The organism is Hydrococcus rivularis NIES-593 (genome assembly GCF_001904635.1).
Taxonomy (GTDB): Bacteria; Cyanobacteriota; Cyanobacteriia; order Cyanobacteriales; family Microcystaceae; genus Hydrococcus; species Hydrococcus rivularis.
Genome location: NZ_MRCB01000003.1, coordinates 44,467 through 65,782, shown reverse-complemented (window position 1 = coordinate 65,782; position 21,316 = coordinate 44,467). Strand labels below are relative to the sequence as shown.

At 42.4% G+C, this 21,316-nt stretch carries 28 protein-coding genes and 1 other RNA gene; 16 read left to right on the top strand and 13 right to left on the bottom strand.

What is annotated here, in order from left to right:
- Positions 1-36 precede the first annotated feature (36 nt).
- The 5 genes from NIES593_RS04230 to NIES593_RS04205 all read right to left on the bottom strand — a co-directional run bounded on the left by NIES593_RS04230 (position 37) and on the right by NIES593_RS04205 (position 3,870).
- Positions 37-678, bottom strand: a complete 642-nt coding sequence (locus NIES593_RS04230; RefSeq protein WP_073598398.1) for a class I SAM-dependent methyltransferase — start codon at positions 676-678, stop codon at positions 37-39.
- Between the two features lie 335 nt (positions 679-1,013).
- On the bottom strand, positions 1,014-2,516 hold the full coding sequence (locus tag NIES593_RS04220; RefSeq protein ID WP_073598397.1) for a TolB family protein: 1,503 nt from the start codon (positions 2,514-2,516) through the stop codon (positions 1,014-1,016).
- A 25-nt stretch (positions 2,517-2,541) separates the two neighbouring features.
- Positions 2,542-2,892 carry a phenylpyruvate tautomerase MIF-related protein gene (locus NIES593_RS04215; protein ID WP_015143798.1) on the bottom strand — a complete coding sequence of 117 codons (351 nt, stop codon included), beginning with the start codon at positions 2,890-2,892 and terminating at the stop codon, positions 2,542-2,544.
- A gap of 32 nt (positions 2,893-2,924) precedes the next feature.
- The gene (locus tag NIES593_RS04210) at positions 2,925-3,407 is read right to left on the bottom strand and encodes a flavin reductase family protein (RefSeq protein WP_073598396.1); all 483 of its coding nucleotides are present in this window, start codon (positions 3,405-3,407) and stop codon (positions 2,925-2,927) included.
- Positions 3,408-3,471: 64 nt separating this feature from the next.
- On the bottom strand, positions 3,472-3,870 hold the full coding sequence (locus tag NIES593_RS04205) for a TFIIB-type zinc ribbon-containing protein (protein WP_073598395.1): 399 nt from the start codon (positions 3,868-3,870) through the stop codon (positions 3,472-3,474).
- A 135-nt stretch (positions 3,871-4,005) separates the two neighbouring features.
- Between NIES593_RS04205 and coaE the strand changes: the two genes are divergently transcribed.
- Positions 4,006-4,614: a dephospho-CoA kinase gene (gene coaE, locus NIES593_RS04200; RefSeq protein ID WP_073598394.1), complete on the top strand. Its 609-nt coding sequence runs from the start codon at positions 4,006-4,008 to the stop codon at positions 4,612-4,614.
- Between the two features lie 36 nt (positions 4,615-4,650).
- Here the strand turns inward: coaE and NIES593_RS25095 are convergent, their stop codons facing one another.
- The gene (locus NIES593_RS25095) at positions 4,651-5,163 is read right to left on the bottom strand and encodes a pentapeptide repeat-containing protein (RefSeq protein ID WP_073598393.1); all 513 of its coding nucleotides are present in this window, start codon (positions 5,161-5,163) and stop codon (positions 4,651-4,653) included.
- A gap of 389 nt (positions 5,164-5,552) precedes the next feature.
- Here NIES593_RS25095 and NIES593_RS04190 point away from each other — a divergent pair, with 389 nt between their 5' ends.
- On the top strand, positions 5,553-6,491 hold the full coding sequence (locus tag NIES593_RS04190) for a LysR family transcriptional regulator (protein ID WP_083602324.1): 939 nt from the start codon (positions 5,553-5,555) through the stop codon (positions 6,489-6,491).
- A gap of 13 nt (positions 6,492-6,504) precedes the next feature.
- Here the strand turns inward: NIES593_RS04190 and ssrS are convergent.
- A non-coding RNA gene (ssrS, locus tag NIES593_RS04185) (6S RNA) lies at positions 6,505-6,687 on the bottom strand.
- Between the two features lie 315 nt (positions 6,688-7,002).
- On the opposite strand from ssrS, the gene NIES593_RS04180 reads away from it, so the two are divergent.
- Together NIES593_RS04180 and NIES593_RS23410 are read left to right on the top strand one after the other, a co-directional pair.
- Positions 7,003-7,875 (top strand): 6-pyruvoyl trahydropterin synthase family protein, encoded by an 873-nt coding sequence (locus tag NIES593_RS04180; protein ID WP_073598392.1) that lies wholly within the window; start codon positions 7,003-7,005, stop codon positions 7,873-7,875.
- A gap of 85 nt (positions 7,876-7,960) precedes the next feature.
- The gene (locus NIES593_RS23410) at positions 7,961-8,143 is read left to right on the top strand and encodes a hypothetical protein (RefSeq protein WP_139253621.1); all 183 of its coding nucleotides are present in this window, start codon (positions 7,961-7,963) and stop codon (positions 8,141-8,143) included.
- 126 nt (positions 8,144-8,269) lie between these two features.
- On the opposite strand, the gene pirA is transcribed toward NIES593_RS23410, so the two are convergent.
- Positions 8,270-8,431 (bottom strand): arginine synthesis PII-interacting regulator PirA, encoded by a 162-nt coding sequence (gene pirA, locus NIES593_RS23905; RefSeq protein WP_483867461.1) that lies wholly within the window; start codon positions 8,429-8,431, stop codon positions 8,270-8,272.
- 185 nt (positions 8,432-8,616) lie between these two features.
- On the opposite strand from pirA, the gene NIES593_RS04175 reads away from it, so the two are divergent.
- The gene (locus NIES593_RS04175) at positions 8,617-9,414 is read left to right on the top strand and encodes an SAM hydrolase/SAM-dependent halogenase family protein (protein WP_073598525.1); all 798 of its coding nucleotides are present in this window, start codon (positions 8,617-8,619) and stop codon (positions 9,412-9,414) included.
- Here the strand turns inward: NIES593_RS04175 and NIES593_RS04170 are convergent.
- Entirely contained in the window at positions 9,411-10,088 is a 678-nt protein-coding gene (locus NIES593_RS04170; protein ID WP_245817274.1) for a response regulator transcription factor, read from the bottom strand. The two genes, NIES593_RS04175 and NIES593_RS04170, sit on opposite strands and share 4 nt — an antisense overlap.
- A 287-nt stretch (positions 10,089-10,375) precedes the next feature.
- Here NIES593_RS04170 and NIES593_RS04165 point away from each other — a divergent pair, with 287 nt between their 5' ends.
- Genes NIES593_RS04165 through NIES593_RS04155 form a run of 3 tightly spaced genes read left to right on the top strand, consistent with a single transcriptional unit; the run spans position 10,376 to position 11,915 of the window.
- Entirely contained in the window at positions 10,376-11,197 is an 822-nt protein-coding gene (locus NIES593_RS04165) for an ABC transporter permease (protein WP_073598390.1), read from the top strand.
- 59 nt (positions 11,198-11,256) lie between these two features.
- On the top strand, positions 11,257-11,511 hold the full coding sequence (locus NIES593_RS04160) for a DUF2281 domain-containing protein (protein WP_073598389.1): 255 nt from the start codon (positions 11,257-11,259) through the stop codon (positions 11,509-11,511).
- Positions 11,508-11,915, top strand: coding sequence for a type II toxin-antitoxin system VapC family toxin (locus tag NIES593_RS04155; RefSeq protein ID WP_073598388.1), 408 nt, complete (start codon positions 11,508-11,510; stop codon positions 11,913-11,915). Before NIES593_RS04160 ends, NIES593_RS04155 begins: the two co-directional genes overlap by 4 nt.
- Positions 11,916-11,993: 78 nt before the next feature.
- On the opposite strand, the gene NIES593_RS04150 is transcribed toward NIES593_RS04155, so the two are convergent.
- Entirely contained in the window at positions 11,994-12,332 is a 339-nt protein-coding gene (locus NIES593_RS04150; protein ID WP_073598387.1) for a type II toxin-antitoxin system PemK/MazF family toxin, read from the bottom strand.
- Positions 12,319-12,543, bottom strand: coding sequence for a ribbon-helix-helix domain-containing protein (locus tag NIES593_RS04145; RefSeq protein WP_073598386.1), 225 nt, complete (start codon positions 12,541-12,543; stop codon positions 12,319-12,321). Before NIES593_RS04145 ends, NIES593_RS04150 begins: the two co-directional genes overlap by 14 nt.
- 510 nt (positions 12,544-13,053) lie before the next feature.
- Here NIES593_RS04145 and NIES593_RS04140 point away from each other — a divergent pair.
- From NIES593_RS04140 to NIES593_RS04115, 6 genes are all read left to right on the top strand, one after another.
- Complete coding sequence (locus NIES593_RS04140; RefSeq protein WP_073598385.1) at positions 13,054-13,962, top strand: glycosyltransferase family 2 protein; 909 nt, start codon at positions 13,054-13,056, stop codon at positions 13,960-13,962.
- A gap of 73 nt (positions 13,963-14,035) precedes the next feature.
- The gene (locus NIES593_RS04135) at positions 14,036-15,007 is read left to right on the top strand and encodes an IS701 family transposase (protein WP_073598384.1); all 972 of its coding nucleotides are present in this window, start codon (positions 14,036-14,038) and stop codon (positions 15,005-15,007) included.
- 34 nt (positions 15,008-15,041) lie between these two features.
- Entirely contained in the window at positions 15,042-16,337 is a 1,296-nt protein-coding gene (locus NIES593_RS04130; protein WP_073598383.1) for a glycosyltransferase family 4 protein, read from the top strand.
- A gap of 15 nt (positions 16,338-16,352) precedes the next feature.
- The gene (locus NIES593_RS04125; RefSeq protein WP_073598382.1) at positions 16,353-17,531 is read left to right on the top strand and encodes a glycosyltransferase family 4 protein; all 1,179 of its coding nucleotides are present in this window, start codon (positions 16,353-16,355) and stop codon (positions 17,529-17,531) included.
- Positions 17,532-17,732: 201 nt separating this feature from the next.
- Positions 17,733-18,086, top strand: coding sequence for a DUF433 domain-containing protein (locus NIES593_RS04120; RefSeq protein WP_073598381.1), 354 nt, complete (start codon positions 17,733-17,735; stop codon positions 18,084-18,086).
- On the top strand, positions 18,061-18,432 hold the full coding sequence (locus NIES593_RS04115) for a DUF5615 family PIN-like protein (RefSeq protein ID WP_073598380.1): 372 nt from the start codon (positions 18,061-18,063) through the stop codon (positions 18,430-18,432). The genes NIES593_RS04120 and NIES593_RS04115 overlap by 26 nt, the downstream gene beginning before the upstream one ends.
- 39 nt (positions 18,433-18,471) lie before the next feature.
- Here the strand turns inward: NIES593_RS04115 and NIES593_RS04110 are convergent, their stop codons facing one another.
- Positions 18,472-18,681, bottom strand: a complete 210-nt coding sequence (locus NIES593_RS04110; protein ID WP_073598379.1) for a type II toxin-antitoxin system HicA family toxin — start codon at positions 18,679-18,681, stop codon at positions 18,472-18,474.
- Positions 18,678-18,890 (bottom strand): type II toxin-antitoxin system HicB family antitoxin, encoded by a 213-nt coding sequence (locus tag NIES593_RS04105; protein WP_015143817.1) that lies wholly within the window; start codon positions 18,888-18,890, stop codon positions 18,678-18,680. Before NIES593_RS04105 ends, NIES593_RS04110 begins: the two co-directional genes overlap by 4 nt.
- Before the next feature lie 87 nt (positions 18,891-18,977).
- On the opposite strand from NIES593_RS04105, the gene NIES593_RS04100 reads away from it, so the two are divergent.
- Both NIES593_RS04100 and NIES593_RS04095 read left to right on the top strand, forming a co-directional pair.
- A complete protein-coding gene (locus NIES593_RS04100) occupies positions 18,978-19,766 on the top strand; it encodes a WecB/TagA/CpsF family glycosyltransferase (RefSeq protein WP_073598378.1) in 789 nt (262 codons plus the stop codon).
- Between the two features lie 86 nt (positions 19,767-19,852).
- Positions 19,853-21,295 carry a sugar transferase gene (locus tag NIES593_RS04095; RefSeq protein ID WP_073598377.1) on the top strand — a complete coding sequence of 481 codons (1,443 nt, stop codon included), beginning with the start codon at positions 19,853-19,855 and terminating at the stop codon, positions 21,293-21,295.
- Positions 21,296-21,316: the final 21 nt, after the last annotated feature.

Here is a 21,316-nt window from a genome sequence, read left to right as displayed (position 1 = left end):
TGGGTGGGCAATGCCCACTCATTTATCTGTTCAAATTTACAAACGTTTGGCAAGAACTGCATAGAAAGGATCTGCTCCCATCATGCCCAGCATTTGTAGAAAACTGGGCATGGTGGAGGCACGAGCGATGACTTCTGGTTCGCTAAAGCCGGGGACGGATCTAAAATAGCGTTTGACTAATTCAATTCGGCTCATGTCCGTGCCATCTCGCCAAGCCGCGATCGCTTTTTGATAGAACATACGATTGGAAAAACTGACGATCGCAATTCCCTCTGGTTTGAGAACGCGATGAATTTCGGAGAAGATCGCTTCGGGATATTGCAAATATTGCACGGAAACTGCAATGAGAACGGCATCAAAATCCCCATCTGCGAGAGGTAGCTTGGGATTGGCATTGAGATCTTGCACGAAATAATGATTCAATCGAGGATTTTTTGCCAATTCCTCTTCGTTCATGCCGTGTCCTTCGACATGGGCGAATTCTATCTCTTCTGGCAAATGAGAAACCCAACTGCTCATCAAATCGAGAATGCGCGTGTTAGGTTTGAGTCTTTCTCGATAGAGATTTGTCAGTTGCTCGATAAATCCCTCATCGACGTGAGTGACAAGACGGGGAAAAGAATAAAAAAGCGTGTCGTCCGTGTCGTCTAATTTATTGCGTTGTTCTGGTCTCAGCATAGTCAGTTATCAGTTATCAGTAGGAGCGCGTTTAATGGTCAAGGCAACCAATCTGATTCGATAGGGATAACTCCAAACCCGCCCGTACAGTTATCAACGATCGTTACCATTTGCTTCAGCAATATTAGCTCCAATTGATGTACTACTTCTAATCAACTATTTAGATAAAATAAACTCATTTTTATGGTGATTAAGATATTTATAGGCATTAAAAATTCTGAGAGCAAACATATAGGCTTTGTTATATATTAGACTCCTGCTTGCTAACTCTTCATTACTCATCGATAATTTATAACTAACAATTGACAACCATACACTGATTACTGATTACTGACTCAAGGAATCCATTTTGGCTGATAACCAGGGTCTTCTAATTCTTCTAGTTTTTTCGGATCGAACTTAGGTGGTTTCGAGTCTGCTTGAATTGTTTGGAGTTCTGGTAAGGGAAATAGCCAGAGGCTTCCTTTCAAAATTGCCTCTCCGCTATCAGTTCTGATTTCGGCATTGGCAACGGCGATGTTAGTAAAAAGTTGGTCGAACAGCAATACCATTCCATCGGGAGACATGCTCAGGCTAACGTTTTGATAGTTAGGCAATCCCAGTATGGGAACTTCTTTCATCGTTTCTAGGTCGATCGCGGCTATATAAGCCTCTCGATCGATTTGTTGCTCGCCTCTTTGAACTAAACCTATTTTAAGACAGTAGAGAAGTCTTTCTTCTCGCGGTTCTAACTGGCAATTGACAACCGGAGCTAGGGTTTGAAACAGGGGTTTTGCCTCGCCTTCCTTATTGATGAGTACTAGCGATCGCGTGTAATCGGCATTATCTTTGACGAGAAATTGCTGGGAGCCATCTTTAGAAAACCCGACGATAGCTTCATAAGCGGGCAAAAATTTCGATTCTCCCCCTTCTGGCGTTAGGGGAAGCGTCGCTATGCCTCCTCGCTGAGCAACTGCAACTGTCTTGCCATCGGGTGCAACGAGAAAATTATTTCCTGACAATCCTAGCGGTCTCGGTTGACCGTTTTCTGGAATTACCCACAATCCAGAGTCAGCCGGATTGTTTCTATTTACCCGTTGAACGACGATGGTTTTGCCGTTATCGGATAGGTCAAATTTGAGATTTTGGTAGTCTTTGGCATCTAAAATGCGCTGAATTCTTCCCAGGCGTTCGACTGACTTGGAAGATTGAAAATTTAGTCCCGTCGAGACGGTATAAAGTTGTTGTTTTTCAAATCCTTGATTTCCGCTCCCTCGCTCGAAAGCAGAAAATAATATTTTGTCGCCATCGGGATAAATTTCAAAATGGGTGACGATTAAATCGCCAGGCGTGAGTGCGTCTCTTCTCTTGCGAGTGAGATTGACGAGAACTAATTGCCCTCTCTCTTTGTCCGCCATGCTTATGTAGACAAAGGCGCGATCGCGACTTTTAAAGACATTGGCATAAGATTCCCCGACGCGATCGCTGTTGAGTTGTTTTATCCTCGCCAGACTGAGTTGATAATTATTGCCATAAGTTGGCGGTTTGGCAAGCGTATACGTTAATTTTCGTCCCGTCCAGCTAATTTTTCCCGGCAAAGGAGGTTCGATGATAAGATTTTTTTCTACGCTTTCGCGATCGACAAGACGATTAAACCCCAGCGTAAACCAACGGTCGTTCACCCCTACGATCTTATCTTCCCAGCTAAACTCAGTAACGCGCAAGGGAACGCGATCGCCTTGCAAAAGAACGATGCCTATCAGCACGCACAGCACTAAAATAGCACCGAGAACAATGCGATCGAAGCGCTGAAGGGATCTTTTAGAGGTTGGCGGTTGTTGTTGGGGAGTTGATGTCATCTCAGTTGAGAATTAGTGAGTACGATTAAAAAGTCGAGCCATTCCATCCCCACATTGACCCTTCAGAATTATTGAACTCGATATAGGTTCGATTTTTAGCAACTCCTAACTTCTCTTGAATTTGCTGGCAAAAGTCTTGACTCATCGCCTGCGTTTGCGAGGGAGACATCTTGCCAACGCTTTTCACTTCGATGTAACACGTTGGCTCAAACGTTCCTCCAAAACTCATTTTTACATTTGGCTCAAACGATGTCATGACATAGGATTCTGGTTTTCCCAGATGCTTTGCCAACTTCGCCGAAAGACTTTTGAGCAGTTCGTCTACAGTAGTTGAATCTGGTGCGGCAACAGATGATTGAACTTTAATTAATGGCATAGCTAGTAATTGGTAATTAACGAATTATTCGGTCATCCTCCATATTGCCAACCCGTGCTTTCGAGCAGTAGGGGATTGCCTTCGCGGTGGATGCCGGCAGCGATTACTTGACCGACAAAAACGGTGTGATCGCCTTTGGCTACGGCATCGATTACTTGACATTCAATATAGCCAAGCGAATCTTTAATAATGGGACAGCCCGTCGCTGCACCTTCGTAAAACTCTACGTCATCGAATTTATTGCCTACACGACGTTTGCGCTTAAAAAATTTTGCAGCTAAGTCTTTTTGTCCATCTTCAAGAAAACTGATGGCAAATACCCCGCTTTTTTTAATCATTTCATGGGAGATAGAATCATTTTTCACGCAATTGACGACTAGGGGCGGCTCGAAGGAAGCTTGCATTACCCAACTAGCGGTAAAACCATTGAGTTCCTCCCCATCTTTCACCCCACAGATGTAAAGTCCGTGGGGGATCTTGCGCAGCATTGTTTTTTTCGCTTGTTCGTCTAGCAAGGTTGTTCTTCTCCCTAATTCCTTCTCTCGAAATTAGTCTATCAATCTTTACAGATTTTTTGATTCATTTCTGTTTGGGGTTAAAAACTCGTACTGTTCGATCGAAAATACTTTTCGGCTGAAAATTTTGCTTAAATTTTTTGAATTCGCCAGCATCAAACCAAATTCCGCGACATTTGGAACATTGTTCGTACCAAATGGCATATAGGTCAATATCCAGCATTCGTATCATTTTGGCATGGCATTTGGGACATTTGAGTTCTTTTTCGCTGCAAGCGCAGCTCATGCCTGTAGCAGAGACGCCAATGTCTACGCTTTCGGAACCCTGAATCATTTTGAGCCGTTCGGCTTCTAAAGAGTCCAGCCAAATTCCAGCGCACTTAGGGCAGCGATCGATTTCTATTCCCTGATAGACAAAGCTTTCCAGTTTTGCCCTACACTTAGGACAGGTAATAGGTTTCATGTTATTTATTTATCTATGAATAAATCTTTTGTTTCTAGATTAACCGAGCCAGCAGCAGAAGTCATTACGAGAACGCTAACCTTTTCTTAGTAAATTTTTAAGGTAATTTTTGGGTTTTTTATACAATTTAAATAAATGTCTAATAATTTGAGGCGATTAATTGGTCTAACAGGCGGAATTGCTACTGGCAAAAGCACGGTTTCTCGCTATCTAGCCGATACTTATCAGCTTCCTATTCTCGATGCCGATCTTTATGCGAGAGAAGCTGTTCAAGCCAATTCGCCGATTTTATTGAATATTTTCAAACGCTATGGCGATCGCGTTCGACTGCCTGATGGAAATCTAAATCGCCAGCAACTAGGCGAAATTATTTTTAATAACTTAGAAGAAAAAAACTGGCTAGAATCACAAATTCACCCTTATGTCCGCAACCGCTTTCAATCTGAAATAGAGCGAACAGATGCCCAGACAATAGTTTTAGCAATTCCGCTTTTGTTTGAAGCGAAAATGACCGATCTAACTACTGAAATCTGGTTAGTTTATTGTTCTTCTCAAGAGCAAATTAGACGCTTAATCGAACGCGATAAGCTAAGTAAAGAGCAAGCGATCGCTCGCATTCAAAGTCAAATCCCTATAGAAGAAAAAGTGGCTTGGGCTGATGTCATTTTAGATAATTCTTCTACCTTAGAAAATTTGTTTCGCCAGATTGACGATGCTTTTTGTCAGTCTACTAATTTAAAATAACGTTAGCTTTTCTGTCTGAATTCTTCTCATCCTTACCTACTCGCGATCGCTTCGCATACTCCCATCCGGCATAACCGTGAATTGCAAGATAGCATCGCTGCATCCTTGTGTCTCAACAGCACCCATCAAATTAGCACCAGTGAGATTAGCATCCTTAAAGCTGCTATACAATAAATTGGCATTACTCAAATTAGCTCCATTAAGATTAGCCCCGTTAAAACGGCATTGGCAGAGTACGGCAAAGCTGAGGTCTGCATCAACTAAGGAAGCTTCATCAAAGTTAGTCTTATCCCCATAAACCCAACTCAGGTTAGCACCATCGAGTTTAGCTCTACTGAGATCGGTTCCTTCCAGACTTGCCCCTTTAAGGTTAGCACCGCTAAGATTGGCATCGCTGAGATCGGCACCATCCAAGTTAGCTTCCTCCAAATTAGTTCCGCTCAGGTCAATCCCTCTCAGTTTGGTATCGCTTAAATCAACACCACGCAGATCGATCCCAGAAAAATTCCTCTCGCCAGCAGAATAAAGCCCTGATAATTCTTTTTTCATAGATTAACTCCTATATTCTTTCACATCCTCAACAAGACTGAATTGGCTCCTGAGAATATCCCAGGAACGAAAGATGTGAGAGATGGTTGCTCGTCACTGAAAATGAGCAACTGGGAAATTACTTTATTATTCTCGATCTTTGCAACAAGCGTTCAAAAATCCTTTGACAAGTGAATGTGGTCGTTCGGGAGTCGATGAAGTTTGAGGAACGAATAAGCTTGCCAGAAAAAAGCGATGGGTTGGCAGTTCGAAAATGCGAGGTTCCCCCTCAGCGTCGTATCCGGTAATTTTTTTTGAATTGCTTTCATAAGCTTTATTTATAGCGTTCTTTCAGTACCAGCATAGTTGCTGCGGTAGAATGAGTCAAATTTATTAAATTCACATTTTAAATGAAAAAAAATCATATAACCTTGGCGCAGCTTCAAGCTTTCGCAACGGTTGCAGAAGTCGGCAGCTTTACCACAGCTAGTGAGGTGCTGGGCATGACGCAATCAGCAGTGAGTCACTCCATCGCTAGCTTAGAGAAAGAGTTACGAGTGTCGCTGCTCGATCGCGATCGCAACGGCATCTTTCTTACCGAAATTGGCAAGCGAGTTCTCGTGCAAGCGCAAGAAATCTTGTTTCGTGTAGAACAAATTCGACAGGAGACGGCGGCAGCAGTCGGTTTGGAGACGGGAAAAGTTCGTTTGGGCAGTTTTCCCAGCGTGACTGCGCGTTTTCTCCCCGGACTTTTGCGTCAGTTTCGACAGCACTATCCCGGCATTGATGTTGTTTTATTGGAAGGAACCGATGATGAAGTGCTAGAGTGGATTAATTCTCGCGCCGTCGATGTTGGCGTAGTTGCATTGCCCGTCGAGGATTTAGAGACGATCGCGATCGCGCAAGACGAGTTTCTAGCAGTCGTATCGGCTTCTCACCCTTTGGCAGAACGGGATAGAATTCACATCCGCCAACTAGCACAAGATCCCTTCATCATGTCCAAAGTCGGATGCAAACCCATTATTGTGAAAATGTTTCGTCAAGCCAAGATCGATCCGAAAATCCAGTTTGAGGCGATCGACCTGCGAACCATTTTTTCAATGGTGCAAGAAGGAATGGGCGTGACGATTGTCCCGGAAATGTCACTTCCTGACAATCTGACGGGATTTCGCATTTTGAACCTCGAACCAAAAAGATTGCGACGATTAGCCTTTGCACTGCCTTCTCTAGAAACGGCTTCGCCTGCCGTTAAAATCTTCTTGCATCAAGCACGCAATTGGGCAGAGTCTCAGCATTATCTTATCCCCGAAAAACAAAACCCCTTAGCCAGACAGCTAGAGGGATCTTGAAGCGATTCTGTATAGATTAACCGCTACGCCGTTTTACCTCAGTTTATGACCTGGATAAACCAGGTGGGCACCGACGCTTCGCGTTTTCGTTTCCGAGTACAAGCTCGGTCTACTGCCACGCAATGCTGTTGGTTCCCTTATTTTTCAAGCATAGATCAAAAAACTTGATTGGCAGTCACCAACGTAGCAGCTCAACTTCTTTTATATTAATCGTTTTTTCTGATTTAGGCAAACTAGATTTTAAGGACGGAGAGCAGAAGTCAGAATTCGGAAGTCGGAAGTCGGAATTAGCAATAAATTACTACTAATACCAATTTTCAGGTTTTCGCGATCGACATTCTTTTTCCCCTCTCCCAAATAGGGAGAGGGGTTGGGGGTGAGGGCGATCGACCATCTGTGTCATTAATGAATGAAAAATGGTATAACCACTAACTACTAACTCATCCCCAATTACTAGCTAAATTAGTTTATGCTGGAATAGATCGCAGTTTACGTAACTTTACAAAATACTATGCAGTGCGTCATTCACCGTCGAGCGCAGTTTTCAGCGAGTCATCGCTACTGGCTGCCAGAACTCGATGAAGCAGAAAACTGGGAACGATTTGGGGCAGGTAGTCGATTTCCCGGACACGGACATAATTATGTCTTGTATGTATCTCTCGCCGGGGAAATCGATGAGTATGGCATGGTACAAAACCTATCCAATGTCAAACGGGTTATTCAGCAAGAAGTTACCAGTCAACTGGACTATGCCTATCTCAATGACGTGTGGTCGGAATTTCAACAAACCCTTCCAACAACAGAAAATATTGCTAGGGTCATTTGGCAGCGATTAGCCCCCCACCTACCTCTGGTTAACATTCAACTGTTTGAACATCCCGATCTGTGGGCAGATTATAAAGGAAACGGTATGGAAGCGACTCTGACTGTTAAAACTCATTTTAGTGCCGCTCATCAATTGGCTTTACCCGAATTGAGCCAAGAAGAAAATAACGAAATCTATGGCAAATGCGCTCGTCCCAACGGTCATGGGCATAATTATCATTTAGAAGTATCGGTAGTGGGAGAAATCGACCCGCGTACTGGAATGATAGTCGATTTAGGCGATCTCCAAAAAGCGATTGACGACTATGTTGTAGAACCTTTCGACCACACTTTTCTCAACAAAGATATCCCTCACTTTGCTAAAGTCGTACCGACGGCTGAAAATATTGCCCTCTACATCGCGCAATTATTGCAACAACCCATTCGCGAACTCGGTGCGGAACTTGAGAAGGTTAAATTGATAGAAAGCCCCAATAATTCTTGTGAAATTTACTGTCGCCAGTTAGCTGAAGGGACAACAAATCTACAAACGAAAAAACCTGCTTTAGCGGCTAGGTAGAAACGGTTCAAAGTTCAAAATCAGTAATCCAAACATTTTGAACTTTGAACTATAAATTTTGGATTATACCATTTTTCATTCATTAATGACAGAGATAGTCGATTGCCCTCACCCCCAACCTCTCTTTCAGTTTGGGAGAGGGGAAAAAGATGTCGATCGCGAAAACCTGAAAATTGGTATTAAATTGAGGGGCACAGTGGTGGATAACGGCTCTAGTAATTGCCAGTTATCGCCGTGCTGCCCTTATTTTCTTGGCAAGAGAAAATAATTTTTTACAAACAAGCAATTTAAGTAAACAAGTTTTGGTTAGAATTTAAACAAAATGGAATGTTGCCCTCTTCCTGGCTTGCTCCTCGCACACTTAAATTTGCTGATGGCTATTGCAACAGAAACTTTACTTCAAGTGTAGATAGGCAGCTTCTGCTTCTAGCTGACGGATCAGTTTTTCGTTTCCTTGTGCTCTAGCGACTTCTAAACGGTGTTGTAGATTCTTCCGCAAAGTTTCTCTGTGCGCGATCGCTGCTTCTGTTAATATTTGCTGACGATTTTTGTTCATAATGGACATTTTTTTTAAAGCTAATTGATATAGCCTACACCTCCAACATAACATTTTGGAGAAACCCAGTAGATTTTGTTACTGAAATTTCACAAACCTGACGAAGATTACAATCCTAGCCTTGTGCTCGGCAATGCTATGCTCCTAAGATTTCATTAAAACTTATGTCGCTCCCCGCAGACGTGATGACTGACAATCGAATTATTGCCTTGCTCAGTGACTTTGGCTTGCAGGATGTTTATGTTGGCGTAATGAAAGGCGCGATCGCTCAAATTAATCCTCAGCTAAAAGTAATCGATCTAACCCATCAAATTCCCCCTCAAAACATTGCTGCGGGACGATTTTGTTTGATGAATGCCTTCTCCTACTTCCCTCCTGAAACCGTTTTCGTCGCCGTCGTCGATCCCGGCGTAGGTAGTCAGCGACGAGGAGTCGCAGTACAGTTTGCGGGCGGATATCTCGTCGGTCCCGATAATGGACTGTTTAGCGGCGTTCTCAGCCTGTCTCCAGCTATTGCTGCTGTCGAATTAACCAATTCCGATTATTGGCTTTCTCCCTATCCCAGTTCAACCTTTCACGGTCGAGATATTTTTGCTCCTGTGGGCGCTCATCTCGCTAGTGGCGTGCCTCTCGAAAAACTTGGCTCTCCTATCGATCCGACAAGCCTAGTTGAACTACCGCTAGGATTTTATAAGATGACGGAGAACAGTATTATCGGAGCGATTCAGTATATCGATATATTTGGTAACTTAATTACCAACATTCCCGCAACAGCCGTAGAAGACAAAAGATGGTCGATCGCGATCGCCAATTCGATCGTTCCCTGCGGTCGAACCTACAGCGACGTTAAAGTCGGAGAGATTATCACCCTCGTTGGCAGTCACGGATGGGTAGAAATTGCCGTCAATGGCGGGAGTGCCAAATCCCAATTACAGGTCGATTGGGGAGATTTAGTAGAAGTCGTTTACCAAACCATGTCTTAAAGCATGATCAAACCCTGCCGCAGTCCCAACGTTACGGCTTCCGTGCGACTGGTAGCATTTAGCTTGGCAGAGATGGAACCGATATGGAACTTAACCGTATGTTCCGAAATGCTCAGACGCGAGGCGATCGCTTTATTCCCCAATCCCTGCGCTAGTATTTGTAGCACCTCAACCTCTCGCTGAGTGAGCGCTTCAGTTGGTTCGGCTGGCAGCGCCTGCGTCCGAAACGGATTGACGTTCAGCCAAGACTCGACAAGATTGGGATGCAAGACGATCGGTCCTGCTGCCGCCGCGACAGTGGCGAGAATTTCCTCTGGCGTTGCGGTTCGCGGGAGTACTGCCCGCACTTCCGTTGAGAGGATTTCAATAGCGCGATCGCCCTCAATTCGATCTGTCAAAATAACGATCGCAGGGTCAGAGGTTTCATCCGAAAGCAATGGTTCCCAGAAAAACTCCTCATCCGTTTCCAACCACTCCAGCAGGATTGCATCGGGTTGTCGATCGCGATCGAGCTGCATGAGAGCGTTTAAATCTGAAGAACTCCCAACTATCTCAAAATCGGGCTGAGCGCGAATGATGCTCTCTAATCCCGCCCGCGCGATCGGATTGGTAGCATGTACCAATACCCGCGTCATTTTGCGTTGCTCCCGACAACGACGGTTCGCTCGTAGCACTTGCGATCGCGCAGAAACTCCAGGAGAAAGCAATCGCCAGGTTGGGCATTCCAGAGAAAATAGGCTAGCTCGTTAGGAGTGCGAAAATATCGCCCATTGAGACTAATAATAACATCGCCGAAAGTGACATCGGGTATTTGGGGAGGACAGTACCTAGAAAAATGGCTAGGCGCGATCGCAATATTGTCACGATTATTTCGGAATAACTGTTACTTTAAGAGAGCTTCAGGGAACTCTGTAGCCATAGCCTTCAATAAAATAACCATTTTTATTGCAACTGCGGTTTTATGAACAAAGAATTGATTATCGAAGCAGGTCGCACAGAAAGGCAATATTGGAAGGATCTGTGGCGATATCGAGAGCTATTTTATTTCTTGGCATGGCGCGATATCTTAGTGCGTTACAAACAGACGGCAATTGGTATTGCTTGGGCGCTGATTAGACCTTTTCTAACGATGGTGGTTTTTAGCGTCGTGTTTGGTCAACTAGCAAAGTTACCCTCTGATGGTGCTCCCTATCCCATTCTTGTCTTTTCAGCTATGCTACCTTGGCAGTTCTTTGCCAATGCAATATCCGAATGCAGTAATAGCTTAATTGATAACGCTAATTTAATTTCTAAAGTCTACTTTCCTCGTCTAATCGTGCCAACAAGCGCCGTCATGGTTAGCTTTGTTGATTTTATGATTTCCGGCATGATTTTACTAGCTTTGATGGCTTGGTATAACTTTATTCCTAGCTGGCGCATTTTGACTCTACCTATATTTATTGCGATCGCGTTTGCTGCGGCGATGGGAGGAGGTTTGTGGTTGTCGGCACTCAACGTACAATATCGAGATTTTCGTTATATTGTTCCTTTTATCGTTCAGTTTGGTTTATATATTTCGCCTGTTGGATTCAGTAGTAGTATCGTTCCGCAACAGTGGCGCTGGCTTTATTCTCTTAACCCCATGGTAGGGGTAATTGATGGATTCCGATGGGCAATTTTAGGAGGAGGAGCTACTATTTATTGGCTGGGATTTCTCTTATCTTTAGGATTAGTGATGTTATTACTAATGAGTGGGATTTGGTATTTCCGAAAGACGGAGAGGACGTTTGCTGATGTTATTTGATCTCCGACTACAAGCAAAAAGTTAAGATTGAGATGACAAGCTTTTAGAGATAATTTGCTATGGTTTCCACATCTCAATCGACTATTAGCGATCGCATTATTGAAAAACTCGATCGACTATCACCCTCTCAACAACAGGAAGTATTAGACTACATTGAGTTTCTCATTTACAAAAATCAGCCCCGCAAAACGATTTGGGATAAGATTGATGAAATAGTCAAAAAAGTTCCAGAAGAAGTGTGGGATGAATTACCTCCCGATGGCGCACAAGAACACGACCATTACCTTTACGGAACCCCAAAAAGAGGAATGTGAACGCTGTATTTGTCGATACTTTATATTGGATAGCGATAACGAACCCAAAAGACCAGTGGCATCAAAAAGCGGTTGAGATAAGGGAAAATTATCCAGTCATTCGTCTAGTAACAACAGAAGCTGTCCTCATCGAACTGCTTAACTATTTCAGCTCTTATGGTTCTAGAATGCGTCAAGTAGCAGTAAATATAGTGCGTGCTATCTTGAGTAGTGCCGATATTGAGGTGATTCCTCATACTAATGAACTGTTTTTGTCGAGTTTGGCACTCTACGAACAACGCCTAGACAAAGGTTATAGTATGGTTGATTGCATTTCGATGACGGTTATGAGAGAGCGAGGATTGACTGAAGTGTTAACTCATGACAAACACTTTATGCAAGAAGGATTCAAAATTTTGTTGTAGTTTAAGCAAAGAAGTCAGCGGAGCGATCGCATGTATCTATTGGTTATTTTTATAAGTTGCGATCTTTTAATGGAGAAATTACTCTAGTGCCAAATGAAGCTTTAAAGTTGCATCGACTAACTGCATTAATTCCTCTCTTAATTTTCCTATCATCTCCCCAGTAATTCGCTGTTTAGAAATCGTTCTTACCTGTTGCGCCTGAACTTTAGAAGGCTTGGGCAAACCGCTATCAGATGGCTGAAGAAGAACCTCAAAAGGGTAGACGCGATTGAGATTTGATGTAATCGGTAAAACTGTCACTGTAGAAGCAGCATGGTTATTAATATCATTGCTGACTATCAACACTGGACGGCGTTTAGCTATCTCAGATCCAACAGTGGGGCTAAGATTAGCGTAGTAGATTTCACCACGTTTCATCAGCTAACCCATCCGCAACTGTCAACTCCCAATCTGGATCGATTTCTTGAGAGGCTTCTGTGTAAGCTTCTTCTAATTCTCGTTCTTGTAATAAGGTTAAAGCTTCCTCAATCACTTGAGAGCGAGATTTACATCCTTTGGCAACCCTATAACTCTCAATAAACCTTACTAGGGAAGGTGATAAGGAAATTGATAATTTTTGCGACTGCATAGTATTACTAAAAAGTAAGCAAAAAATTTCCTACTAAACATTCTATCCTACCCCAGATATCTAAATCGAAGAATCGCGATCGCCTTCGTCGAGGACTTTTTAACCCCAATGAGTCGATAACAAATGTATTACTGTATAGAGAATCTGCGATCGCCAAGTAATTAAGGTATTTATCCGCGATCTAGACAGCTTAGCTCGTTCTAGCAACCAAGACCAAAAATTAGCGATCGCTTCAATAGCAAGGTAGTATAAGACTTTTGCTTGCGATCGCGCTGTCTGCCTTACTCATGGAGGATTTCAGTGTCTCGGTTGAAAAAACTGAGAATTTTTTTTTCACAACGCGATCGTTTTTGAGAAGGAAATGGGTAATTTAAATAGCAAGGTAACTCAAAAGAGCAACCAGAGCGATCGCAGGCAGTATGTCAGATCCAATCATTCGGGTTGAAAATCTGGGGAAAAAGTATATTATCGGTCATCAAAGTGAAGGGCGATCGTGCGATCGATTAGTATATGAATGCTGAATCTAAAGAGCCTGTCTATATCATCATTCCGGTTCATAACCGTAAGAGTACCACATTAAAGTGTTTGGAAACTCTTAACCAGCATGGAGATTTACAGAGTTATCACGTTGTCGTCGTGGATGATGGTTCGACAGATGGAACGGCAGAGGCAATACATTGTCTTTATCCAAATATAACCGTCTTAGCTGGCGATGGAAATTTGTGGTGGACGGGTGCAATTAAGAAAGGAATGGAATATGCTTACGAACAAGGCGCTGAATATTTTGTATGGTTGAATGATGATTGCTATCCTCAGAAAGATGCTATTACTAAGTTATTAGATTTGTGTAAATCTGATTCCAAACTAATTGTAGGTGGTCAATCGTTAGATCCAGATACCTTTGAACCTAGTTATGGAGGAATCATAACTAACTTTAGAAAAATTATTCCTATTACTGCACCTAAAAATCAATTAAAAGAATGTGAAGGACTAAATGGTAATTTAGTTTGTTTTTCCAGAACAATTATAGAAATTATCGGTTATCCTAATACTAAGTTGTTTCCTCATTATCATGGAGATACTACTTACACTCATACTGCTAAGAAAAAAGGATGTAAACTTCTAATTTGTGGTGATGCAATCACTTTTTGTAAAAACGATCATTTTCCTGTTTCATGGATGGTAAATGAAGGTTATCTGCTAGATTATTGGAAAGAATATTTTACTATTAAATCTGCATTTTATTGGAAAGCAGAGCTTAATTATTACAGAGAAATGCTTGGATTATTTGGAATTTTATTTTACGCTTATGATCGTTATATAAAATTTGGGTTGATTTTTTTATTAGTTTCTACATTGCCATTAAATTTGCGAATTAAATTAAAACAGATTGGCAGAACCATAACAAAAGTTAGTTAATAATCTTATGCCTTTGTATAACTTCAGGAGTTACGCAGTTGAGAAAAAAGGGGATGTGCGGTAAAACCAAGGAATGAATCCACCAAAGGTAAACGAGTACGATTACATCAACTTTTTGATTGCGGCGCAGAAAACATATAGCTGTAGCGAAGCCGGACGAGTGCAACCAGAGTCCGCTCGGGCTGCCGCTCATGAAGCGATTACTCGGTTGCTGCATCGGATAGAACCGTCGAGCGACCAACTATGGCAAGAAGCACAGCCGCAAGTAAGGTTAAAGCAGGGAATATTGGTAGTCGATGATTCAACCCTTGATAAGTTGTATGCCGAGAACTGGTCTGGGAAGCATGGACGGGTAGTGCAAGGCATCAACCTGATTACCCTGTTGTGGACAGAGGGCGACCGTCACATCCCGTTGGACTATCGGTTTGACGAAAAGTATGTCGATGGAGCAACCAAGAACGACCATTTCCGTGCCATGCTGGCAAGGGCTACAGAACGGGGATTTACTCCCCAATGTGTGGTGTTTGACAGTTGGTACAGCAGCCTCGACAATCTCAAACTGATTCGAGAGTATGGTTGGGTTTGGTTATCTCGGCTCAAGCGGAATCGGCACGTTAACCCAGATAACACTGGGAACCGTCCTGTACACGAGGTTGCCATTGCTGCGACTGGTACTGTAGTACACCTCAAAGGGGATGGGTTCGTCAAAGTCTTCAAGATCGTCACTCCAGACGGTGACATTGATTACTGGGCGACCAATGACCTCAAGTTAGGTCCACTTCAACGGCTACAATTTGCCGAGTTTGCTTGGGCAATTGAGGAGTACCATCGAGGACTTAAGCAGTGTTGTGGAGCCGAACGTGCCCAGGTTCGTTCAACTACCCAGCGCAATCATATTGGTTTATCCATTCGCGCCTTCCTGCGCTTGGAACTGCATTGGTTCGCCACGGGCATCAGTTGGTATGAGGCAAAGTTGGCGATCGTTCGCCATGCCATTCGTGCCTACTTAGCGGCTCCCTCTTTCGTTCTCGTTCCAACTGCGTAACTCCTGAACTTGATATAATTATTTTTTTGCGATCATGAAAATTGCTTATGATATATCGATTTTAGGACAAGGATATATTAATCCAAAAGCCAGAACTGGAATTTTTCGAGTTGTAGAATCTTTATTACTAGAATTAATAAAAAGAGATGACATTAACTTACAAGCAATTGCTCTCAGTCAAAAAGGTAGTATGTGGGAAAACATAAGTGCTGAAATTTACTCCACAAATGTCAATTCTAAGCTAAATTATTATTTTCATTCTTGCTATCGTAGTCGTTTTTATCTTAGTAGTCTTTATACTAAAGCTGTGCAGTTACAGCGTTTACTAATTCAATCTTCTGTCGATCGCCAGATCTTAATATATAAATTTGCTCATGCACTAAAAATTCTTTTTGATTGGCTTGAGAAACTTGATATTACTCTAGACTTTAAGTCAAAAAAATATCAACTTTACCACTCTTCTTATTTTTCTCTTCCTCCACACAATATTTTAGGAAACATTCCCAGAATTTTAACAATTCATGATTTAATTCCAGTTAAATTTCCAAAATTAGTAACCCAAAAAGTTTATTATCAATTTCTTAAAACCCTAAATAGCATTGACAAAAATAATGATTGGATTATCTGTAATTCTGAATATACCAAAAATGATTTTTGTGAATATACACGGATGAATAGCGACCGAGTTTTTATTACTCCTTTAGCTACTGCTAGTTATTTTCATCCAGTAACTGAATCAGAAATTATCAAAACTACTCTTAGACGTTATCAAATTCCAAATACTCCCTATTTACTCAGTCTATGTACACTTGAACCTCGCAAAAATTTAAGTTTTCTAATTCGTTGTTTTTCTCAAATTATTGCTGATAATACCAATCTCGATATTAATCTCGTCCTTGTAGGAGTTGCTGGTTGGAAAAACTCTGAGATTTTTAAATCAGCACAAGAAAATCCAAGACTTAAATCTCGGATTATTTTTACTGGTTACATACCAGATGAAGACTTAAGTGCAATATATAGTAGTGCAACGGCTTTTGTCTATCCCTCCCTTTATGAAGGATTTGGTTTACCGCCTCTAGAAGCAATGCAGTGCGGTACACCTGTGATTACGTCTAATACCAGTTCCTTACCAGAAGTGGTAGGCGATGCCGGAATCACAATCGATCCAAAACAAGAAGATGAACTTTGCGATGCACTTCTCAAAGTGATTAATGACTCAGAGTTAAGAGCAAGCTTATCTCAAAAAGGAATCGAAAGAGTAAGTCAATTTAGTTGGGCAAGATGTGCTGAAGAAACCATTAAAGTTTATCGTGTAGCAGCAAATCAATAAAAACTTACAAAATAAATGCAATTCCTTTACACTTTAACTACTTATCCCCCTGCAATTGGCGGCGCACAACTACATCAACATCTAATCGGACAGCAACTACAAAAGCAATATGAAATACAAGTAGTTAGCCACTGGAGTAAAAATCGAACTGATTGGCTACTAGGAACAACCATAAGAGCGCCAGAATTTAATCATGACTACAGTATTGATGGAATTAAAGTACGTCAATTTGGGCTTTCTCAACAGGAAAAATTAAGCTTACTACCTTATATTCCTATCTATTATCCCTTGATGAGTTTTGCATTACCCAAGATTGCCTCTTGTATAGAAAAACATTTACATCTCTACGCAAAAGAAGCGTCTCTCATTCATAATGTACGTATTGGTCGAGAGGGACTTAGCTATGCTTCTCTACAAGCTGCCCGACACTATAATATCCCCTTCGTTTTTACCCCCGTTCATCATCCTCGTTGGGTTGGATGGCGCTATCGTGCATATCTAAAATTGTACAAATTAGCTGATGCAGTTATTACCTTAACTCAGGCTGAGAAAAAAGTACTAATCGATCTCGGCGTACAAGAAGAACGAATTCATGTTACAGGTCACGGTCCTATCTTGGCAGAGAAGGCAGATGCAGAAGCTTTTAAAAAACGCTATCAAATAAATGAACCAATAGTACTATTTTTAGGACAACATTATCCCTACAAAGGCTATCAACAACTATTAGAAGCAGCATCGATTGTTTGGCAAAAAATACCAGAAGCAAACTTTATCTTTATTGGACCTCCTGTAGCTCAATCTGAGAAAGTTTTTGCAGAAATAACAGACCCACGCATTCACCGTTTAGGTGCAATAGACTTACAAGAAAAAACTAATGCTCTAGCTGCTTGTGCTTTACTCTGCGTTCCCTCAAATCAAGAAAGCTTTGGTGGAGTTTATACAGAAGCTTGGAGTTTTGGAAAACCCGTCATTGGTTGCAATATTCCCGCTGTTTCAGAAGTCGTTACTGATGGCGTTGATGGATATCTTGTTTCCCAAACTTCTAATGAAATTGCAGAATCTATTTGTCAATTATTACTTAATCCCAGCCAAGCACAAGCAATGGGAACAGCAGGCAAGCAGAAAGTAGCATCAAGATTTACATGGGAAAGATTAGCCCAATTAACAGAGCAAGTTTACCAAAAAGTATTATAGGTACTCGGAGCGATTCTACCAGTTATGAGGATGCTTGCGATCGCAGTTTCCCTAGATTACTTCCATTAGCTAGCTACAGTCAAATCTATAAGCGATCGCTGTCACAATAAAAGAGAGAGAAACTTCGCTAACAAAAGTCGAATGCTCCAGCAAATCTGGAAAACTCCTAACCCATCTCTTAATTAAAAGGAGAATAAACCCATGCAACTAGAAGATTACTTTGAGTTTCTTGCTCCCGATGATATTCGAGTAAAAGGTACGAGAGTTGGTATTGAAAGCATTCTTTATGAATATATCTATCGCCAACGTTCTCCAGAGGAAATTGTCAAACATTTTTACACTCTTACCTTAGAACAGGTTTACGCCACAATTCTCTATTACCTGCATAACAAAGAAACAGTTAGTCAATACCTAGCCGACTGGTTAGAGTGGGGACACCAACAACGTAAGGCACAGGCATTAAATCCCCATCCTGCTGCTGCTAGGCTTCAGAAACTCAGAGAAGCAAAAGAAGCTCAAAAAAAAGCTGATGTCTCTAAAATATCTCATGGATGAAAATATAGATCCAGCCTATTTTACTCGACTGCGGCTCAACCTACCCGATCTAATCGTTCGAGTCATTGGTGAACCTAACACTCCTTCAAAAGGCACAAAAGACCCAAAAATTTTACTGTGGTGTGAAGAGTATGATTTTATATTAGTCACAAATAACCGGAGATCGATGCCAGTCCACTTAAGTGAGCATATCGATCGAGGTCATCATGTACCAGGAATTTTTATTCTTAATCCGAATTTAAGTGTTGGTCAAAACATTGATGAGTTAATGCTAATAGCAGAAGGCTCTTTTGATGATGAATATCAAGACCAAATTATTTTTCTACCACTAACCAATATTTCATGATATTTTAAACAATTAGCTAGTAGAGAGTAAGGCGATCGCTTACTCCAAATCTTTTTCAATTAACCTAGCTATTTTCATCAAAGCCTTTAAGGTTCCCATTTTCAAATCTTTATTTCCATGTACGGGAATCGATAAAATTTGCATGGTTCCAGGCTTCTGATAGATATGATGACTCCCAGTAATTTTCTTTAAAATCCAGCCTTTTTTCTCCACTATTTTACATAACTTTTTCCCAGAAACAGCTTTCATATAGCGATTTCAACTACTTTATCCGTATCTTCTCTAGATTGAATGGATTCACTGCTATTAGCTACTTCGAGCCATCCTTCAATCGCATCTTTAAGGCGAGCCATCAACTCTTCCCACGTATCTGCTTCCGTGATACAACCTGGTAATGCAGGGACTTCTGCCCAATAACCGCCTTCCTCAGCCTGATGAACAATAGCTTTAAATTTCATCTTGAGTGTTTTTTGTCGTAATTAGGGAATATTAAAGATTGAAAATATTCTAAACGATTAGCTAGTCAAGAGTAAGGCGATCGCGTCGTGTTAAATCCCGATCTCGAACATAAATTAATTATAGGAACTCGTATCGATGCTACCACTTACGAGGATGCTTGCGATCGCATCCAAACCTGGGCAACTAATCAAACCTCTTGTTATATCGTTGCTGCTAATGTGCATGTCGTCATGACTGGCTACTGGCAGCGAAACTATCAAAAGATTATTAATAATGCCGCATTAGTGACTCCCGATGGAATGCCTTTGGTTTGGGCAATGCGTCTTCTGGGTGTTAAAAGACAATCGCGGGTTTATGGGCCCGATCTCATGTTAGCGTGGTGCGATCGCGCGGCTAAATATGGCATTCCTATTTTCTTATACGGCGGCACCGAGGCGATGCTAGCAAAACTTCAGAACAACCTAGAACGACGCTTTCCTAGACTGACAATCGCTGGCAGTTATGCCCCTCCCTTTCGTCCTCTCACTCCAGAAGAAGAAGCGCTCGATAGAGAGCGCATTCAAGCTACTGGTGCTAAAGTAGTTTTTGTTGGCTTGGGCTGCCCGAAACAGGAAGAATGGATGTCTAGGCAACAAGGAAAACTAAAAGCGGTTATGGTTGGCATTGGCGCAGCTTTTAGTTTTCATAGCGGCGAAGTGGCTCAAGCTCCCAGATGGATGATGAGATTAGGATGGGAGTGGTTGTATCGTCTTGCCAGAGAACCTAAACGATTATGGCGACGATATCTCATTAATAATCCTACCTTCTCGATCTTATTTGGGTTACAGTTGCTCGATCGCTGGATCGGAATTAGAAGCCATCGCCAACAAATTTAATTCTTAGCTGAGCGTTCGACACTATCATCGGGAATTCTCAAGGTAGACGTAAAATTAAATTCAGCATTTAGAATTCTTCCGTCGCTATGGCAAAGCTTCCTGGCGAAACGCGCAAATCTCAATTTGATATTCGAGCGCCCCATCAATTTCGCGTATTCCATCTTGCGAGCTGGCAATGGTATCAAGTTTTGGCATTACTGCTGAGCGATGTGTTAGCGCTAGCAGGTGCTTGGCAGGTTGCCAGATATCTCAATCACTTTTATTCTCCCCTTCCTCCTCAGTTAGTTTGGTGGGTTTGGTTGGGAATGCCGAGTTTGTTTTGGATCTTTGCCGCCATCACGCTCATATTCTTTGCCTATGGGAGATTGTATGGCACTTCCAACCAAAGTCACAACTATGTACGGACGGCTCAGTTAGTCAGCATCGTCTATCTCTTATCTCTGGTTATTTGTTATTTCTACGATCCCAAGCTCGACCCGCCGCGATCGCTCTTTTTTACCGCTTGGATCGGCAGCGTCTTTATGGTAATGGGGTTTCGGCTGTTTATTACCCTCATCTTCGGTCAATTTGTCCAGAAACAGCCGCAGGTATCTGTCTTCCTCATTGCTTCCGCAGGACGGTTAAAGAAATTAGCACAAATTTTAAAACATCGCTCTCGCTATAAAGTCGTCGGCGCAGCACTCGCCTCGACAGCCAATACCACCGCTACGCTTCAGGCAATTCTGCGATCGGGTGCAGCAGAGGTTCTGGCGGCAGATATCCCCCAGACAGAACTCGCCTCAACACTCTACTGGAACTTGCGGCGTGCTGGCATCGCCCTAAGATTGCTGCCATCGAGCCGAGAAATCCTCTACCGTCGGGGAGTACCAGAAATCTTTGCCGGATTGCCGACACTGCGAGTAGAAACGCCCTTGCTAGTTGGCTGGGATTACCGACTCAAGCGCTGGCTGGATATTATCGGTGCTTTCTTTGGGGTAATTTTTTTGTCTCCTTTATTAATAGCAGTCGCGATCGCGATTAAACTCTCTTCGCCGGGACCCGTCTTTTTCTGTCAAGAACGCATCGGGTTGTACGGCAAAGTTTTTCAGATGTGGAAATTCCGCACGATGGTAGTCAATGCAGCCGAACTACAAGCCTCCCTAGAAGCGCAAAATCAGATTCAAGATAAAGTGATGTTCAAACTTAGAAACGATCCCCGCATTACACCTATCGGTCACTTTCTCAGACGCACTAGCATTGACGAACTGCCGCAATTATTTAACGTTCTTTTGGGTCAAATGAGCCTAGTAGGTCCTCGTCCTTTACCTGTAAGGGATGTCGAGCGCTTCGAGCAATGGCATCACATTCGCCATCGCGTTCTTCCAGGAGTAACGGGACTTTGGCAAATCTCCGGGCGATCGGATATAGAAGATTTTAACGACGCTGCTCGGCTAGATCTCTATTACATCGACAATTGGTCGCTGAACTTAGATTTAGATATCTTAGTTGAAACTATTAGAGTCGTTCTGTTTGGGAGGGGAGCCTATTGAGGACGGAGGAGAGGGGACTGG

What these genes read in the sequence shown, in the direction of transcription:
- NIES593_RS04230 (WP_073598398.1), bottom strand. Translation starts at nt 678, where the DNA reads ATGCTGAGACCAGAACAACGCAATAAATTAGACGACACGGACGACACG.
- NIES593_RS04220 (WP_073598397.1), bottom strand. Translation starts at nt 2,516, where the DNA reads ATGACATCAACTCCCCAACAACAACCGCCAACCTCTAAAAGATCCCTT.
- NIES593_RS04215 (WP_015143798.1), bottom strand. Translation starts at nt 2,892, where the DNA reads ATGCCATTAATTAAAGTTCAATCATCTGTTGCCGCACCAGATTCAACT.
- NIES593_RS04205 (WP_073598395.1), bottom strand. Translation starts at nt 3,870, where the DNA reads ATGAAACCTATTACCTGTCCTAAGTGTAGGGCAAAACTGGAAAGCTTT.
- coaE (WP_073598394.1), top strand. Translation starts at nt 4,006, where the DNA reads ATGTCTAATAATTTGAGGCGATTAATTGGTCTAACAGGCGGAATTGCT.
- NIES593_RS25095 (WP_073598393.1), bottom strand. Translation starts at nt 5,163, where the DNA reads ATGAAAAAAGAATTATCAGGGCTTTATTCTGCTGGCGAGAGGAATTTT.
- NIES593_RS04190 (WP_083602324.1), top strand. Translation starts at nt 5,553, where the DNA reads ATGAAAAAAAATCATATAACCTTGGCGCAGCTTCAAGCTTTCGCAACG.
- NIES593_RS04180 (WP_073598392.1), top strand. Translation starts at nt 7,003, where the DNA reads ATGCAGTGCGTCATTCACCGTCGAGCGCAGTTTTCAGCGAGTCATCGC.
- NIES593_RS23410 (WP_139253621.1), top strand. Translation starts at nt 7,961, where the DNA reads ATGACAGAGATAGTCGATTGCCCTCACCCCCAACCTCTCTTTCAGTTT.
- pirA (WP_483867461.1), bottom strand. Translation starts at nt 8,431, where the DNA reads ATGAACAAAAATCGTCAGCAAATATTAACAGAAGCAGCGATCGCGCAC.
- NIES593_RS04175 (WP_073598525.1), top strand. Translation starts at nt 8,617, where the DNA reads ATGACTGACAATCGAATTATTGCCTTGCTCAGTGACTTTGGCTTGCAG.
- NIES593_RS04165 (WP_073598390.1), top strand. Translation starts at nt 10,376, where the DNA reads ATGAACAAAGAATTGATTATCGAAGCAGGTCGCACAGAAAGGCAATAT.
- NIES593_RS04160 (WP_073598389.1), top strand. Translation starts at nt 11,257, where the DNA reads ATGGTTTCCACATCTCAATCGACTATTAGCGATCGCATTATTGAAAAA.
- NIES593_RS04150 (WP_073598387.1), bottom strand. Translation starts at nt 12,332, where the DNA reads ATGAAACGTGGTGAAATCTACTACGCTAATCTTAGCCCCACTGTTGGA.
- NIES593_RS04145 (WP_073598386.1), bottom strand. Translation starts at nt 12,543, where the DNA reads ATGCAGTCGCAAAAATTATCAATTTCCTTATCACCTTCCCTAGTAAGG.
- NIES593_RS04140 (WP_073598385.1), top strand. Translation starts at nt 13,054, where the DNA reads ATGAATGCTGAATCTAAAGAGCCTGTCTATATCATCATTCCGGTTCAT.
- NIES593_RS04135 (WP_073598384.1), top strand. Translation starts at nt 14,036, where the DNA reads ATGAATCCACCAAAGGTAAACGAGTACGATTACATCAACTTTTTGATT.
- NIES593_RS04130 (WP_073598383.1), top strand. Translation starts at nt 15,042, where the DNA reads ATGAAAATTGCTTATGATATATCGATTTTAGGACAAGGATATATTAAT.
- NIES593_RS04125 (WP_073598382.1), top strand. Translation starts at nt 16,353, where the DNA reads ATGCAATTCCTTTACACTTTAACTACTTATCCCCCTGCAATTGGCGGC.
- NIES593_RS04120 (WP_073598381.1), top strand. Translation starts at nt 17,733, where the DNA reads ATGCAACTAGAAGATTACTTTGAGTTTCTTGCTCCCGATGATATTCGA.
- NIES593_RS04115 (WP_073598380.1), top strand. Translation starts at nt 18,061, where the DNA reads ATGTCTCTAAAATATCTCATGGATGAAAATATAGATCCAGCCTATTTT.
- NIES593_RS04110 (WP_073598379.1), bottom strand. Translation starts at nt 18,681, where the DNA reads ATGAAAGCTGTTTCTGGGAAAAAGTTATGTAAAATAGTGGAGAAAAAA.
- NIES593_RS04105 (WP_015143817.1), bottom strand. Translation starts at nt 18,890, where the DNA reads ATGAAATTTAAAGCTATTGTTCATCAGGCTGAGGAAGGCGGTTATTGG.
- NIES593_RS04095 (WP_073598377.1), top strand. Translation starts at nt 19,853, where the DNA reads ATGGCAAAGCTTCCTGGCGAAACGCGCAAATCTCAATTTGATATTCGA.